Source organism: Xenorhabdus doucetiae, from assembly GCF_000968195.1.
GTDB classification, from domain to species: domain Bacteria; phylum Pseudomonadota; class Gammaproteobacteria; order Enterobacterales; family Enterobacteriaceae; genus Xenorhabdus; species Xenorhabdus doucetiae.
Window position 1 is genome coordinate 3288104 of sequence record NZ_FO704550.1, and the last position, 16686, is coordinate 3304789.

15 protein-coding genes and 1 pseudogene are annotated in these 16686 nt (G+C 47.1%); 8 read left to right on the forward strand and 8 right to left on the reverse strand.

Annotation, left to right across the window (positions count from 1 at the left end; translation table 11 throughout):
* The first annotated feature begins 54 nt into the window (after positions 1 to 54).
* A complete protein-coding gene (gene hpt / locus XDD1_RS14300) occupies positions 55 to 594 on the forward strand; it encodes a hypoxanthine phosphoribosyltransferase (RefSeq protein WP_045972201.1) in 540 nt (179 codons plus the stop codon).
* Positions 595 to 722: 128 nt separating this feature from the next.
* Here hpt and can read toward each other — a convergent pair whose 3' ends face one another.
* Complete coding sequence (gene can, locus XDD1_RS14305) at positions 723 to 1376, reverse strand: carbonate dehydratase (RefSeq protein ID WP_045972203.1); 654 nt, start codon at positions 1374 to 1376, stop codon at positions 723 to 725.
* Between the two features lie 181 nt (positions 1377 to 1557).
* Here can and XDD1_RS14310 point away from each other — a divergent pair, with 181 nt between their 5' ends.
* Positions 1558 to 2484, forward strand: a complete 927-nt coding sequence (locus XDD1_RS14310; protein WP_045972205.1) for an ABC transporter ATP-binding protein — start codon at positions 1558 to 1560, stop codon at positions 2482 to 2484.
* The gene (locus XDD1_RS14315) at positions 2481 to 3251 is read left to right on the forward strand and encodes an ABC transporter permease (RefSeq protein ID WP_045972207.1); all 771 of its coding nucleotides are present in this window, start codon (positions 2481 to 2483) and stop codon (positions 3249 to 3251) included. The genes XDD1_RS14310 and XDD1_RS14315 overlap by 4 nt, the downstream gene beginning before the upstream one ends.
* Positions 3252 to 3303: 52 nt before the next feature.
* Here XDD1_RS14315 and panC read toward each other — a convergent pair whose 3' ends face one another.
* The 7 genes from panC to sfsA all read right to left on the reverse strand — a co-directional run bounded on the left by panC (position 3304) and on the right by sfsA (position 9529).
* Positions 3304 to 4161 carry a pantoate--beta-alanine ligase gene (gene panC / locus XDD1_RS14320; RefSeq protein WP_045972208.1) on the reverse strand — a complete coding sequence of 286 codons (858 nt, stop codon included), beginning with the start codon at positions 4159 to 4161 and terminating at the stop codon, positions 3304 to 3306.
* 39 nt (positions 4162 to 4200) lie between these two features.
* On the reverse strand, positions 4201 to 4992 hold the full coding sequence (gene panB / locus XDD1_RS14325; protein WP_045972210.1) for a 3-methyl-2-oxobutanoate hydroxymethyltransferase: 792 nt from the start codon (positions 4990 to 4992) through the stop codon (positions 4201 to 4203).
* 71 nt (positions 4993 to 5063) lie between these two features.
* Positions 5064 to 5546 (reverse strand): 2-amino-4-hydroxy-6-hydroxymethyldihydropteridine diphosphokinase, encoded by a 483-nt coding sequence (gene folK / locus XDD1_RS14330; RefSeq protein WP_045972212.1) that lies wholly within the window; start codon positions 5544 to 5546, stop codon positions 5064 to 5066.
* Position 5547: 1 nt separating this feature from the next.
* Positions 5548 to 6921, reverse strand: a complete 1374-nt coding sequence (pcnB, locus tag XDD1_RS14335; protein ID WP_211353889.1) for a polynucleotide adenylyltransferase PcnB — start codon at positions 6919 to 6921, stop codon at positions 5548 to 5550.
* A gap of 305 nt (positions 6922 to 7226) precedes the next feature.
* Positions 7227 to 8111, reverse strand: coding sequence for a tRNA glutamyl-Q(34) synthetase GluQRS (gene gluQRS / locus XDD1_RS14340; RefSeq protein WP_045972216.1), 885 nt, complete (start codon positions 8109 to 8111; stop codon positions 7227 to 7229).
* Positions 8112 to 8168: 57 nt separating this feature from the next.
* A complete protein-coding gene (gene dksA, locus XDD1_RS14345) occupies positions 8169 to 8624 on the reverse strand; it encodes an RNA polymerase-binding protein DksA (protein WP_045972218.1) in 456 nt (151 codons plus the stop codon).
* 197 nt (positions 8625 to 8821) lie between these two features.
* Entirely contained in the window at positions 8822 to 9529 is a 708-nt protein-coding gene (gene sfsA / locus XDD1_RS14350) for a DNA/RNA nuclease SfsA (protein ID WP_045972220.1), read from the reverse strand.
* Positions 9530 to 9629: 100 nt separating this feature from the next.
* Between sfsA and hrpB the strand changes: the two genes are divergently transcribed.
* From hrpB to XDD1_RS14375, 5 genes and pseudogenes are all read left to right on the forward strand, one after another.
* Positions 9630 to 12122: an ATP-dependent helicase HrpB gene (gene hrpB, locus XDD1_RS14355; RefSeq protein ID WP_045972222.1), complete on the forward strand. Its 2493-nt coding sequence runs from the start codon at positions 9630 to 9632 to the stop codon at positions 12120 to 12122.
* Positions 12112 to 14526, forward strand: a complete 2415-nt coding sequence (mrcB, locus tag XDD1_RS14360; RefSeq protein ID WP_045972224.1) for a bifunctional glycosyl transferase/transpeptidase — start codon at positions 12112 to 12114, stop codon at positions 14524 to 14526. Before hrpB ends, mrcB begins: the two co-directional genes overlap by 11 nt.
* Positions 14527 to 14799: 273 nt before the next feature.
* Positions 14800 to 15042: a hypothetical protein gene (locus tag XDD1_RS14365; RefSeq protein WP_045972226.1), complete on the forward strand. Its 243-nt coding sequence runs from the start codon at positions 14800 to 14802 to the stop codon at positions 15040 to 15042.
* A 175-nt stretch (positions 15043 to 15217) separates the two neighbouring features.
* Positions 15218 to 16212, forward strand: a pseudogene (locus tag XDD1_RS18665) (IS30 family transposase).
* Position 16213: 1 nt separating this feature from the next.
* Positions 16214 to 16633 (forward strand): hypothetical protein, encoded by a 420-nt coding sequence (locus XDD1_RS14375; protein WP_045972228.1) that lies wholly within the window; start codon positions 16214 to 16216, stop codon positions 16631 to 16633.
* Positions 16634 to 16686: the final 53 nt, after the last annotated feature.

Below are 16686 nucleotides of genomic sequence, written 5' to 3' on the forward strand. Positions count from 1 at the left end.
TCACTTTTGGATTTGACTTGTGATTGTTTAAAATAAAATCAACTGGTTATATTGATGAAGAAACATATTGTAGAAGTGATGATCTCCGAACAGGAGGTTAAGCAACGTATTGCTGAGTTGGGGCAACAGATTACAGAGCATTATCGTCATAGTGATCGTGAATTGGTGCTGGTTGGCCTGTTGAGGGGATCATTTATCTTTATGGCAGACCTGTGTCGTGAAATTCAGGTTTCCCATGAAGTGGACTTTATGACCGCATCCAGCTACGGCAATGAGATGAGCTCTACCCGCGATGTGAAAATCCTTAAAGATCTGGATGAAGACATTCGTGGTAAGGATGTGTTGATTGTTGAAGATATTATCGACTCAGGCAATACACTGAACAAAATCCGCGAGATTCTGGCGCTGCGTGAACCGAACTCACTGGCGATTTGTACTTTGTTGAACAAACCCTCTCGTCGTGAAGTCGATGTTCCTGTTGAGTGGATTGGTTATTCCATTGAAGATAAATTTGTCGTGGGTTACGGCATTGATTATGCGCAGCGTTATCGCCATCTGCCTTATATCGGGCATGTCACCTTGCTGGAAGATTAATTTTCGCGATAAGCAGAAGTAATCTATACTGTGTGAGTAAATGGCAGCGTTTTGCTGCCATTTATTTTTCTCATCATTTATTTTTCTCATCATTTATTTTTATCGTCAATAAGGGATTGTTCAATCCGTTATTTTGTCTGCGATAACTTGGAAATCGTCTGGCGATAATTGAGTTCCAATTTTTCACGGCTGTCCGCCGTAATATCCAGATCATGTAACTCACCATCCTTTAAACCATATACCCAACCGTGGATCATCACCTTCTGCCCGCGTTTCCATGCGGATTGCATAATGGTTGAGTGACCGAGGTTGTAAACCTGCTCGATCACATTCAATTCACACAGGCGATTCAGCCTATCATTAGGTGGTAATTCACCCAGCATGGAACTGTGCTTGTACCACAAATCACGGACATGGAGCAGCCAGTTATTGATTAAGCCCAATTCCGTGCCATCCACGGCAGCTTCAATGCCCCCGCAACCGTAGTGACCACAGATGATAATGTGTTCAACCTGTAAAACATCAACGGCATATTGCACAACAGATAGACAGTTTAAATCGGTATGGATCACAAGATTGGCGACGTTGCGGTGAACAAAAAGATCACCGGGTGCGGCATCAATCAGTTTTTCGGCAGGTACTCGGCTATCAGAGCAGCCTATCCACAGGAAATGGGGTTTTTGTGCTTTTGATAATTCTTTGAAGAAACGTGGATTTTCTTCGTTTACGGATTCTGACCACTGTTTGTTCCTGGCAAACAGCTCTTCAATTTTTCTCATCATAACGAATAGCCTGGCAACATTTTTGAGATAGAATCATATACAACATTAATTGAGAATTTAATATTTAATTGAGCAATGTTTTTTAATTAACCCCTGCCATTGTTAAGAAATAGGGGAATAATAATGGCATAATTTTCATCTTGTAGTCAGAAATAGCAAATAATAAAGGTATTTTTTACTTATGGCTTACGCATTGGAATTGACGCAGCTCACGAAAGTCTATGAGAGTGGAGTGAAAGCGCTGCGGGGAATTGATTTGCGTGTAGAAACCGGTGATTTCTACGCGCTTTTAGGGCCGAACGGCGCCGGGAAATCGACGACGATAGGGATTATTAGTTCCTTAGTGAATAAAAGTGGCGGCAAGGTCAAGGTCTTTGGCTACGATATTGATACGGATCTCGTTAATGCCAAACGGCAGCTTGGCCTTGTTCCGCAGGAATTTAATTTCAATCCTTTCGAAACCGTGATTCAGATTGTCATGAATCAGGCGGGATATTACGGGGTCCCGCGCAATGTCGCCTACGGCAGGGCAGAAACCTATCTGACCCAATTGGATCTCTGGGAAAAGCGCAACGAGCGGGCAAATCGTTTGTCCGGCGGCATGAAACGGCGTTTAATGATTGCCCGTGCTTTAATGCACCAGCCAAAGTTGTTGATCCTTGATGAACCCACGGCGGGTGTGGATATCGAACTGCGCCGGTCAATGTGGGAATTTTTGCGCGGATTGAATGCTCAGGGAACCACAATCATCCTAACGACGCACTATCTGGAAGAAGCCGAGATGTTGTGCCGTAACATCGGCATTATCCAGCACGGCGAGCTGGTGGAAAACACGAGTATGAAAAATCTGCTCAGTCAACTTGAGCGTGAAACCTTCTTGCTCGATTTGGACCCCAAAGGAGCCATGCCGGTAGTTGAAGGTTACGACCACCGTCTACTTGATGCCATCACGTTGGAAGTGGATGTAAAACGTGGGCAGGGCTTGAATGATGTGTTTTCCCAGCTAAGTACGCAGGGTATACAAATCAACAGCATGCGCAATAAAGCCAATCGTCTGGAAGAGTTGTTTGTCGGATTGACTAATAATCATCAAGGAGATAGATCATGATCCCATTGTACTGGGTGGCGCTGAAAACCATTTGGATTAAAGAAGTTACCCGTTTTGGCCGTATTTGGGTGCAGACTTTACTGCCGCCTGTGATCACGATGTCCCTGTATTTCGTTATCTTCGGTAATCTGGTGGGTTCCCGCATTGGCGAAATGGGCGGCGTGGGTTATATGCAGTTTATTGTGCCCGGGCTGATCATGATGTCAGTGATCACTAACTCTTACGCTAATGTTTCTTCGTCTTTCTTTGGTGCCAAATTCCAGCGCAGCATTGAAGAAGTGCTGGTTGCACCGGTTCCCACTCATATCATTATTGCCGGCTTTGTTGGCGGTGGCGTCGCTCGTGGGGTATGCGTGGGTATTCTGGTGACATTGGTTTCCCTGTTGTTCGTGCCGTTGCAGATACATTCATGGGGCATGGTGGTGATCACCTTGCTGGCAACGTCAATCTTATTTTCACTGGCGGGGCTGTTGAATGCCATTTTTGCGAAAACCTTCGATGATATCAGTATTATCCCAACCTTTGTGCTGACCCCGTTAACCTATTTGGGGGGCGTATTCTACTCCCTGACTTTGCTGCCGACTTTCTGGCAGGTCGTGTCAAAGATTAACCCGATCGTCTATATGGTCAGTGGCTTCCGCTACGGTTTTCTCGGTATCATGGATGTGTCCCTGACGATGACATTAGGGATGCTGGGGAGTTTTATCGTTGGATTCTATATATTGGCTTGGTATCTGATTGAATCAGGGCGAGGGCTGAGAACGTAATCGCCAGAACAGAATACTCCGCCGCCGATTGCGGCGGAGTGGATACTTCAAATCAGCCAATCAAATCGACCTGCTGATTGTCAATCAGCCGGGTTTTCCCCAACCATGCCGCCATCAGGATCACGGCTTTTTGACTTTGTGCGCTTAATGGCAGCAGGTTTTCTGCATCACGGATAAATAACTCATCCGGCATAAAACCTTCTTCGCGCAAATGGGCAGCGGCGAGTTCAATGAGCCGTCCCGTATCCCGTTCGCCATTTTTCAATCTTTCTGCCATAAATTGCATCACCTGATTGAGCAAAGGCGCTATTTTTTTCTCTTCAACGGACAGGAGACTATTACGCGAACTCAGCGCCAATCCATTTTTATCACGGACGATAGGCACGGAAACCAAGGTAATATCGTAGGCCATATCGGCAATCATTTTGCGGATAATCTGTAATTGCTGGAAATCTTTTTCACCGAAATAAACCAGATCAGGTTGGATAAGATTAAACAATTTGCTGACAACGGTCGTGACACCACGGAAATGCCCAGGCCGGCTGGCGCCCTCAAGGAGATGAGAAAGCCCCGGCACTTCAACAAAAGTTTGGTTGTTGTTTGAGCTATTCGGGTACATCTCGTTAACGTTGGGCGCGAATACCAGCTCGACATTGCGACGGCTCAGTTTTTCGCAATCTTCCTGTAAGGTTCGGGGATAATTGGCCAGATCGTCTTCCCGGTCAAATTGCATCGGATTGACGAAAATACTGACGATAACGACGTCAGCCTGTGCTCTGGCGGTATCCACCAACGCCATATGACCATCATGCAGATTTCCCATCGTGGGAACGAAAGCAATGCGTTTGCCGGCTTGGTGCCAGCGGCGGATTTCTCGGCGTAAAAGGGGGATCGTTTCTATAATCAGCATTGCTGTACTCCTTTAATTAGCAGTCATGCTGGAGAATCATCAATTGAATGAATGTGCTTGATCGGGATAGGCAGCGCTTTCTACTTGTTCAATGTATAAGCGGATGGCATCCCTGATGTTGCCCGTTTCTTTGAGGAAGTCTTTGGCAAATTTAGGCGGCCTTGTGGTAATGCCGAGGGCATCGTGCATAACCAGAATTTGGCCATCCGTCATATTGCCCGCCCCAATACCAATGACCGGAATGTCCAGGGCTTCAGTGATACGCTGGGCCAGCGCAGTCGGCACACATTCTAACACCAGTAGCTGCATACCCGCTTTTTCCAGGGCAATGGCATCGTTGAGTAACGTCTGGGCGGAGGATTCATCACGTCCCTGAACTTTATAACCGCCGAGGATATTAACGGATTGTGGTGTCAGACCCAAATGTCCGCAAACGGGGACGGCACGTTCGGCCAGCATTTTGACGGTATCACACAGCCAATCCCCACCCTCAATTTTGACCATATTGGCACCAGAACGCATTAATGCCGCCGCGTTGCCAAAACTTTGTTCAGGGGTCGCATAGCTCATGAAAGGCATATCGGCGATGAGAAAAGCCTGCGGAGCACCGGCGCGAACGCTGCGGGTGTGGTAAGCGATATCTTCAATCGTGACGGGCAGGGTTGAGTCGAATCCCTGCACGGTCATGCCGAGTGAATCGCCAATCAGCATGACATTAATGCCCTGTTCGGCGAAAAGGTGGGCGAAACTGGCATCGTAAGCGGTGATAGTGGCGAATTTGCGCTTGGCTTTTTTTAACTGACTGAGATCCGCCAGGGTTGTTGGTTTCATTACATTCTCCTGAATAGTTATACCCTTTAGTTTCAGGATAGTATCCCATTATCCAGAAAGAGGTACACAAGCTAGACCCAAAGCGTCAGGCCATGTTCTGGAACGAGTTTTAATTGCTCTGCTAAGGTTTCCCCATCGGGAAACACCAGGTCTGGTGCAATTTCTGCCAGCGGGTAGAGCATAAATTCACGCTGTTTTAATCCATAATGGGGAACGGTCAAGCGTTCGGTGTTGATGATGTGATCGCCAAACAGCATGATATCCAAATCGAGCGTTCTAGGCCCCCAGCGTTCATCCTTGCGAACACGTCCTTGAGCCCGTTCAATGGCTTGCGTGTGATCAAGCAATATCTCTGGTGATAACTGGGTGTCCAATACGACGGCAAGGTTGAGATAATCAGGTTGATCCTGTGGCCCCATGGGTTTTGTTCGGTAAAAAGAGGATTGAACAACAAACGTGGTATCAGGGATCTGTTTCAGCGCAGCAAGTGCGTTATTGACTTGCTGCAAAGGGTCGGCCAGATTACTGCCAATGGCGATATAGACTAGCGTCATGTTAACTGTTGTTCCTGTTCTGACGAATGCGTCCACCACCACTACCAACACCACGACGGGGGCGTGTTCTGCGGCGAATCGGTTCGCTGCCCAGTTCTGCTATCATTCCGCGCTGTTGTGATGGGGTTGACTGTTGGAATTCAGCCCACCATCGCACCAACTCTTTCAGTTCATGGCGTGGTTCAATACTGGCACGTAATTCCAGTAAATCATAGGCGGCACGGAACTTCGGATGTTCCATTAGTTTATTCGCCCGTTTGCCTTGACGACGCGGCAGGCGAAGCTGAAGCAACCAGATATCGCGCATCGTGGTGGTATGGCGTTTCGGGATCGCAATGGAGCGGCACTGTTCATCAAGAATATCATTCATGGCTAACGCAAAAGCATCGTAATACTGCAATCCGCTTTCTTGTGTCAGTTTCTCTGCATGTTCAATCAGCGGATACCACAGCATGGCCGCAAATAAGAAAGCCGGATTCACTTTCTTGTCATTTTGCAAGCGAAAATCGGTATTTTTCAGCACCTGTGCCAGCAGTTTTTCCATCGGTGAATCATCACCTTGGGTAAAACTGCGCTGAATCAGCGGAAACAATGGCTGGAACAGATGATATTCCCGCAGCAGTTTATAGGTCTTGTAACCTTGCCCTGACTGTAACAGTTTGAGAGATTCTTCGAACAGACGGGCTGATGGAATCTCTTTCAACAGAAAGGCGAGACGCGGGATAGGTTCCGCCGTGGCTGGCTCAATGGTCATATCCAGTTTGCCGGCGAAACGGACAGCACGCAGCATCCGCACGGGATCTTCCCGATAGCGGGTTTCCGGATCACCAATCAGGCGAATGATGCCTGCGTTCAGATCGGCCATGCCACCGATGTAATCCCGCAGGGCGAAGTCTTCAATGCCATAGTAGAGGCTATTGATCGTGAAATCGCGGCGCACTGCATCTTCTTCCACTGAACCGAAAATATTATCACGCAGTAACATACCGCTTTGAGCTTTATGTGACTGGCTGCGGTCATTGTTTTCTATTTGATCATGTGGCCCGCGGAAAGTCGCCACTTCAATCACATCCGGGCCAAACATGATATGGGCAAGGCGAAAACGGCGCCCGACCAGACGACAGTTACGGAACAGTTTACGAACTTGCTCAGGTGTCGCATTGGTAGCGATATCAAAATCTTTGGGTTTTTTGTGCAGCAAGAGATCACGCACTCCGCCACCGACCAGATAAGCCTCAAAACCGGATTTATTCAGGCGATACAAAACCTTCAGGGCATTATCACTAATGTCTTTACGTGAAATAGGGTGCTGCTCTCGTGGGATCACCGTGATCGGAGAGTCCGAAGGCGTTGCCTTGGCGGATTTTTTCTTCATTTTGTCGTTTTCGGCATGTGATGAAGATGAATGATTCCCTCTGCGACGTTTACGCAGAGGGCTGCTCTCTGTTTGAGCAGAATGGTCAGATACGGTGACTGGCCTTTCACTGACTGCCTGTACGTCGCGCTTTGCCCTGTGTTCGCGAATTAGCAAATTACGGCAGAAAGTTGCTACTCGGTTAAAAATGGTACACCTCGATAGTGACTAATCAATTAAAACAAAAAACAGCCGCCAATCATAACTTACTGGACATTTTTTGAGAATGCTTATAGCGCTAATAGAAAGACTTTATTTAACCTGATCTATGGGTTATGTTTCTTTGGCGGAACCGCGTTTATATTCCAACCGACAATCGCTTGCTGTAGCAGTTGCTCGGTGGTGAGATCTTGCCAGCCTGCGATAGCGGGTTGATTCAAAAATGATAACGCATCAATAAGCAATGGTCTTGGATCGCCCAAGGGGATCGGCTGGGCATGATTTTGCTTCGAAAGTTTATTTCCCTCTTTATTTAGCACGAGAGGTAAATGCACATAATCGGGTGCTGCAAAATGCAAGCGCTGATACAGAGATAGCTGGCGAACCGTGGGTTCAATTAAATCCGCGCCTCTGACAATTTCAGTGATGCCTTGATAGTTATCATCAATAACCACGACAAGATTATAGGCAAATAAACCGTCTTTGCGATAAATAATGAAATCTTCCTCAGCCATTTCAGTGGATACAGTGATATGGCCCTGCAATTTATCGTCAAAACCATAAACCGGATGATGCTGTTTCAGGCGAATGGCGGCGTTATGCGCTGGCAGGTGCAGATGCCGGCAATGACCATCATAAAAGCCGCCCCGTTGCTGGATGCGTTGGCGGCTACAGATGCAGCAATAGCTATCGCCTTGCTGTTTTAATTGATCAAGGATGGCACGGTAAGCGTCATGGCGTTGGGATTGGTAGAGCACTGCGCCATCCCAGCAAAGTCCGTAATGCTCAAGAGCTTGCAATATCCGGTTGGCAGCGCCGGCAACTTCCCGTGGGGGATCAATATCATCAATCCGCATCAACCATTTTCCGTGGCAAGCGCGGGCTTGCAGATAACTGCCCAGTGCCGTCACCAGGGAACCAAAATGGAGATCGCCGGAAGGAGAGGGTGCGAAGCGCCCAATATATAACGAGGAATGTTCAGATTGCGTCATAACAGATTCAATATAGGGGCATACGGCGCTATTGAGCGCCGTACTTAACCCTATTCGTTAGCCAGCCATTTGCTTTTCACGAATTTCGGCCAACGTCTTACAGTCAATACATAAATCGGCTGTTGGGCGAGCTTCTAAACGGCGAATGCCGATTTCAACCCCACAGGATTCACAATAACCAAAGTCCTCTTCCTCGACTTTTTTCAGCGTTTTCTCGATCTTTTTGATCAACTTACGCTCACGATCCCGGTTACGTAATTCAAGACTGAACTCTTCTTCTTGCGCCGCACGGTCAACTGGATCAGGGAAGTTTGCTGCCTCATCTTGCATATGAGATACAGTACGGTCTACTTCATCCCTGAGTTGATTGCGCCATGCTTCCAGAATCAGCTTGAAATGCTTTAACTGGGCATCGTTCATGTATTCTTCGCCTGGCTTTTCCTGGTAAGGTTCTACCCCAGCGATGGCGAGAATGCTCAAGGACGAGGTTTTACGTTTTTGCCCTTCTTGCATAATGCTTCTCCTTACACACGCACTATCAAACGGCCCCCAACAGTAGGGGGAAAAAAATAGGCCGCTATAAATAACAGATGACTGCGAGGTTGGCAATTGTTCCTGCCATTAGTTTTGCAATGGTGTGAAGGCTGACATGTTTACTGCCTAAATATATTACAAAACACCTCTCATTAGCATGATCTGTTTACAAATTATCACATTGATAGAAAAGGTAATTTGTGACTGAGAACCATCCCATTTTCTGTCATGCTGGCCTGATAACAGATTACTTCGACCCCGGATTGGCACGCTTGTTCCAAAAGAAGCGCATAATCAGGGTCAATATGTTTTGCTGCCGCAACCTGACTGATCCCAGAATGTAAAACAGCAAATAACAAGACAGCACGCTGACCTTGTTGTGCTATCAATGATAGCTCACGTAAATGTTTTTGCCCCCGAATTGTGACGGCATCAGGAAAATATCCACAGTTTTCTTGTAACAATGTCACTGACTTGACTTCAATATAGCAATCAACTCTTTGTTTTGCTTGTAACAATAAATCGATACGGCTTTTCTCTTCGCCATAGCGAATTTCACGATGAATATACTCATATCCAGACAATTCCGAGATAATATTGTGTTCAATGGCCTGATAAACCAACTCATTGGCCCTGAGGGTATTGACACAAATCCAGTGCCCCTCTTGGGTCTGCGTCAATTCCCAGCTATGCGGGTACTTGCGCTTGGGATTATCTGAGGTGGAATACCACACGGTATCTCCCGGCGTAGCGCAGCCTGTCATGGCACCCGTGTTGGCACAGTGTATTGTGAGCGTTTCCCCTGCCGGCGTGAGGACATCTGCAAGAAAGCGTTTATAGCGGCGGATTAAGGTAGCAGACTTCAGGGGAGGTGAAAATTCCATAAACTTTCCTTTATAACCAGTGGGCGAAAGTGTTCAGTGATCAAAAAGACGCTAATGCTACAATGGCATCCATTGAAAGTTAATTCATTATGGTACTCCTTTGTCATCGCCTATTTATGATTTATTACCCATTCATGACGTCGTGGAAGCTGTGATTGCTGAATTGCAAACATCGAAGCAAGTGTTATTGCACGCGCCAACGGGAGCGGGAAAATCGACCGGATTGCCATTGGCGATCTTACGCCAAGCACCGTTGGCAGGACGCATCATTATGCTGGAACCCCGGCGTATTGCGGCACGGAGTGTGGCTGAACGTCTGGCCGAACAATTCAATGAGCCGGTTGGGATGACCGTCGGCTACCGGATGCGTGCGGAAACCAAAGTGAGTGCGGCAACCCGCCTTGAAGTCGTGACTGAAGGAATTCTGACGCGGATGTTGCAACAAGATCCTGAATTGAGCGGCGTCTCTCTGGTGATCCTGGATGAATTCCATGAACGCAGTTTACAGGCCGATCTGGCCTTGGCACTGCTGCTGGATGTGCAGGAAGGGTTGCGCGACGACCTGCGGATCTTGGTGATGTCGGCAACATTGGATAACCAGCGCCTTTCCGCTTTATTACCCGATGCTCCGGTGATTGTGTCAGAAGGGCGCAGCTATCCGGTCACGAGATCTTATCATCCACTTTCCCCTCATCAACCGTTTGAACAATCCGTCGCCTCGGCGGTATTGCAGTTATTGCAGCAGGAGACAGGATCGTTATTGCTGTTTCTGCCGGGTGTTGGTGAAATCCAGCGGGTGTTGTCGCAACTGGAGGGCAAGGTCAATGACGACACGCTGTTGTGTCCATTGTATGGCGCATTGTCATTGTCAGAACAACGCAAAGCTATTGCGGCATCGCCAGCGGGGATGCGCAAGGTCGTACTGGCGACCAATATTGCAGAAACCAGTTTGACGATTGAAGGCATCCGGCTGGTGGTAGACAGCGGGCTGGAACGCACCAGCCGGTTTGATCCGAAAAATGGCCTGACGCGCTTAATCACCCAACGCATCAGTCAGGCATCGATGGTTCAGCGGGCAGGACGCGCCGGACGATTAGAGGCCGGTGTTTGCTGGCACTTATTGAGTCAGGAACAGGCAGAACGAGCCAGAGAGCACGGCGAACCGGAGATCTTGCATTCCGATCTCAGCGGTTTACTGCTTTCTTTATTGCAATGGGGATGCCGTGACAGCAGCCAGCTTCATTGGCTGGACAATCCGCCCCAACCGGCATTGGCGGTTGCCGAATCCCTGCTATTGCGGCTGAGGGCATTGGACGATAACCAACAACTGACCGCCCGTGGCTGGCAAATGGCGGAATCCGGTAGTGAACCGCGTCTGGCGGCGATATTGTATTCAGGTAAAGAAAAATGTTCAGCTCAAGAACAAGACCGTGCCGCATTGTTCACGGCAGCGAAATTGGTTGCCATTCTGGAAGAGCCGCCGCGTCGTGGGCAGCCTGATTTGCTTTATTGGATGACGGCGAATCAGCGTCATTGGCAGCAACGAACCAACCAGCTTATCAGGAATTTTACGAAGAAAAGGGAGGGTACAAGCCACCCTAATCACCCCAGACTGGATCTGGTGCCGGAACTCTTGGTACAAGGGTTTCCCGACCGGATCGCCAAAAACCGCGATAATCTTGGGCGTTTTCAGTTAGCCAATGGCTTGGGGGTGGCGCTGGAGCGCGAAGAACCCCTTTCGGCAGAGACTTGGCTGGTGATCCCCGCATTACAGCAAGGAAAGGATCATCCTGATGCACGGGTTTTGCTGGCTTGCCCGTTGGACATCGAACAGATCATAAAGCAATTTCCCTTGCTGTTTACTGAACAGACAGCCGTAGAGTGGGATGATAGCAAAGGTGCGTTACGGGCATGGAAGCGTTTGCAATGTGAGCGATTAATTGTCAAAGCACAGCCATTGGCAAAACCTTCGGCAGCGGAATTACAGCAAGCCTTGCTGAATTGGGTCAGGCAGGAAGGATTGTCGGTGTTGAATTGGTCAGCGGAGGCATTGCAATTGCGCATTCGCCTGCAAAGGGCGACAGAATGGCTACCGGGAGTGGCATGGCCTGCGGTTGATGACGCAGCATTGTTGAACTCCCTTGAACAGTGGTTGCTTCCTGCCTTGGGGAATGTTGGGGACTTGAAAGGATTACGCCAGATTGAGTTGTCTTCCTGTTTGATGGGATTACTTGATTGGCAGCAGCGGCAAATACTGGATAATGAATTGCCTACTAATTACACTGTACCCACAGGCAGCCGGATCACGATCCGGTATTTCAGTGATAAACCTCCAGTGCTGTCAGTGAGAATGCAGGAAATGTACGGAGAGCAGCAAAATCCAGTCTTGGCGAAAGGGCGCATTCCGATTGTCATTGAACTGTTATCGCCTGCCCATCGTCCATTACAAATCACGCAAGATCTCGCCGCATTTTGGCGGGGAACGTATCGTGAGGTGCAAAAAGAGATGAAAGGGCGTTACCCCAAACATTTGTGGCCGGATGATCCTGCCAATACGCCACCGACCCGGCGCGTGAAAAAGTATCAAACGTGATCGGCGGGATGACGATGAAGATGATGATGATGATAAAAATGATGATTTTGACGACGACGATGAGGATCAAGTCATGACGAAAAAAGGGAAGAACGTCCGCCGTTCTCAGCCCCGTCCGCCTAAAAGAGGGGGGCGCTGGTTTTTATGGTTGCTGCTAAAAATCTTTATTGTGCTGGCGGTGCTCACAGTGATTTATGGCTTCTATCTGGATAACAAAATTCGCCAGCGTATTGACGGGAAAGTCTGGGATTTACCGGCAGCCGTGTACGGACGGGTAGTCAATCTTGAACCCGGTATGAATTACAGCAAGGATGAAATGGTTCAATTGCTGGAAGGCATGCAGTATCGGAAAGTGGCAAAAATCACCCGTGAAGGGGAATTCATGGTCAAAGGGAATAGCATTGAGATGCTGCGTCGCCCATTTGATTTCCCGGATGGTCAGGAAGGACAAATTCAAGCCCGCCTGACCTTTCAGAACAATCACCTTGCCAGCATCGAAAATATAGACAATCAGCGGCAGTTTGGTTTCTTCCGCCTTGATCCCAAACTGATTACGATGATGCAGTCGGCGAATGGCGAACAGCGTCTGTTTGTTCCGCGTAAAGGCTTCCCTGATTCACTGGTCAGGACGTTGCTGGAAACAGAAGATCGTTATTTCTATGAACATGGCGGGGTCAGGCCGCTTTCCATTGCCCGCGCGGCATTGGCTAATCTGATGGCGGGGCGTGCCGTTCAGGGGGGCAGCACCCTGACACAGCAATTGGCGAGAAACCTGTTCCTCTCAAATGAACGCACCCTGAGCCGTAAAGCGAATGAAGCGCTGATGGCAATCCTGTTAGATGCACGTTACAGCAAAGATCGTGTGCTTGAATTGTACTTGAACGAAGTTTTTCTGGGGCAGAGTGGTGATGAGCAGATCCACGGTTTCCCGCTGGCGAGTCAGTACTACTTTGGCAGCCCGATTAGTGAATTAACCTTGGATCAGCAGGCTTTGTTGGTGGGCATGGTGAAAGGCGCATCGGTGTATAACCCGTGGCGTCATCCCCAAAAGGCGCTGGAACGCCGCAATATTGTTCTGAAAATTCTCCAGAGCCGAAACATTATCACGCAAAAAGAGTATGACACGCTGAGTGCCCGTTCACTGGGTGTCAAACCGAAAAGTGAAAGTCTGACACCGCAACCCGCTTTTATGCAGCTCGTGCGGCAGGAATTGCAGGAAAAGTTAGGCGATAAGGTTAATGACTTATCGGGGGTAAAAATCTTCACGACGTTAGATCCGGTTGCACAGGATGCGGCAGAAGAGTCGGTTGAAAAGGGCGTGGCTGCCCTGCGAAAAGCCCGCAAGGTTGCTGACTTGGAAGGGGCAATGGTGGTGGTTGACCGTTTCAGCGGTGAAATTCGTGCGATGGTTGGCGGCTCCCAACCACAGTATGCCGGATTTAACCGTGCATTGAATGCCCGCCGTTTGATTGGTTCGCTGGCAAAACCAGCCACTTATCTGACGGCATTGAGTCAACCGGATAAATATCGCCTGAATACCTGGCTGTCGGATGAACCTATTTCTATTCCTCAGTCGGGTGGAAAGCCTTGGGAACCGAGGAACTTTAGCCGCACTTTCAGTGGGCGAGTAATGGTGATCGATGCGTTAGCGCGTTCAATGAATGTCCCGACCGTGAATTTGGGGCTGGATGTTGGGTTAGATCGCATTGCCAGTACCTTAGTTTCACTGGGGATTCCGGCAAAAGAGATCCAGCAAATCCCGGCCATGTTGTTGGGCGCGATTAGCCTGACGCCAATGGAAATGGCGCAAGAGTTCCAGACGATTGCCAGTGGCGGTAATCGGGCAAAACTTTCTGCGTTACGCTCCATCATTGCAGAAGACGGTACGGTGATTTACCAGAGCTATCCACAGGCAGAACGGGCTGTTCCTCCCCAAGCTGCTTATCTGACACTGTACGGTATGCAGCAAGTGATTGCCCGCGGTACAGGCCGATCACTGGCTGGAAAATATGGTCAATATAATCTGGCCGGTAAGACCGGCACGACGAACGATCTTCGTGACAGTTGGTTTACGGGAATTGATGGTAAGGAAGTTGTGGTTGTCTGGACGGGGCGTGATAACTATGGCCCGACCAATTTGACCGGCGCGACGGGGGCACTGACGATTTACCGCCGTTATCTGGAAAACGAAACGCCACTGGCACTGAATAACCGCCCACCGGAAGGTATTGTGGATATGTCCGTCAATGAAGACGGCAGTTTCAACTGCGAGGGCGGCGGTATCAGAGTCTTGCCGGTTTGGACGGATGATCCACAGGGATTGTGCCAGCAATCGGTACAACAGCCGATAGAGGAGAATGCAGAAGAAGCCCCCGGCTGGCTGCGTGAGATGTTTGGTCAGTGATAATTTATTGATAAGTCATAAAATATAATATATAGCTCCCTGCCGAAAATGGGTGGGGAGCTTAATTATTAAATATCTTCTCGTTAAGAAACCTCAGATCATGCCACTTTGGATAAATTTCTCTGCGTAGGGGAAATGCTTTATATTTTACGAACAATTACTTATTTTTACCCGTTTGGTATTTTAATTTAAATAACTATATAAATTAAATAAGTCTCTTTAATAAATAGGTGCTTATAATAAACAATCTTTAAACTAAAGTAGGATAAAAACATGCCATTCCTGAGACCCTTTAGAAATAAATTTATTCCGGGTGATTTAATCTATGGCTTAAGGGGACAGAGGAGGAGATATATTGATTTCGTTTCTGCTTTTATCGATGCCAGAGGGCTAAATGATGATAATGCATGGCCACCCATCTACATTGATGATTATGTAGTTCCTCCGGAAAAAAATGTATGGAGGATGTTATCAAACGTAATAAGGGAAATGTGGATTATTGCAAAGGAAAATTAAACTATATTAAAATTCATCATAATGAGTACCAAGGATATTCGAAAGATTTTTTTGAAAATTTAAGACAAAATAAGAAATATAGTAGTGTTGCTTGGATTCGCATAGTAAGTGCAATTTCTAAGAAAGGCGGTCAGTTGCTATAGTAGGCATCTTTCTCGCCAAAGGAAAATGCACTATGGCCTATACGCAACTGACCGAAACAGAAAGATACCAGATTTTCGGCTTAAAAGAAGCCGGTTTTACACAACGTTTTATTGCAACGTCGCTTAATCGGGCCCCATCAACAATTAGCCGGGAATTGAGACGAAACCGGGAAGCCGAGAAATATGAACCTGAACAAGCTCAGCGTAAAGCATTAGAACGCCGTCATTCTAAGGTAAAAGCCGTAAAAATCACGCCAGAGATAACAAAGTGGATAAAACAGTTAATTTGGCAAGATTTAAGTCCGGAACAAGTTGTGGGTTATCTCAAGCGGGAAGCGAAAATCTCTTTACATCATGAAACAATTTATCGATTGATTTATAAAGATAAAATAAATGGCGGTGATTTATGGCAACATCTTAGGATAGCGAAAAAACCGTATCGTAAACGCTATGGAAGCCATGAGCACAGAGGAAAAATTAAAAACAGAGTCAGTATTGATAATCGCCCAAAAATTGTTGATAAAAAGCAGCGTATTGGGGATTGGGAAGGGGATACTATCGTTGGCAAAGATCGTAAAAGTGCCTTATTGACTTTAGTTGAACGAAAAATCGTTATTTACGAACATCATTAAACTTGAAGATAAACAGCAGAAGGTGTTGCCAAAGCGGCGACCAAGACTTTTTCGATGATAAAACATAAAGTTAAAACAATTACCCTTTGATAACGGACTTCGAATTTTCCCAACAAAAACGGATTCGGTAAAAATTTAGAGAAAAAAAATTTTTTTTGCTCTTTCGTGTTTCCCCTTGGGGAAAGAGGGGATAAAAGGAAAACAATAATGGGATTAAATCGAAAGATTTCTTTCCAAAAGGAACCGATTTTAATAAGGTATCAGAGCGGGAGGTTAACCTTGTGGCAAACCGACTAAATAATCGACCACGTAAGACACGAGATTATAAAACACCGAATGAGTTATTTACAGGAACCCCAACTCATTTACTTCGTTCATTACGGTGTTGCGCTTAATATGCGAATCCAAGTTGTAAATGAAAAAGAAAGATTTAATCAATTAAATTTGGGAAGAAAATGCAAAGGCGGATTATTGTGGGTAGGCAAGAGCGATAGTGAGTTAGTTCAGGATATACATGTCCATTTCATACTTGATGATATAAATATGCAATGGGTCGCTGATAAACACGAAGAATTCGAAAAGAAAAGTATAACCGGAAAAGAATTAAGGTGGATTTTCAGAAACAGGCATAATGCCAAGGTCAAACAAAAAGTGCAATTCTGGCAGGATGGTAAACCCGTTTGCCCACCTTGGGAGAGTGAAGAAAGCCATATCTGGGATAATTATGAAAGAAAGCTAATAAGAAAAGAAGAGGGATATAACAGTTTATCCAGATTATTCAATATCCTATGTTGTGGGAGAGGACATTCTGTTTGATTGTTTTATTATTTTATAAATCGTTATTTAGCATCAAGTGGAAGAACAGCTTG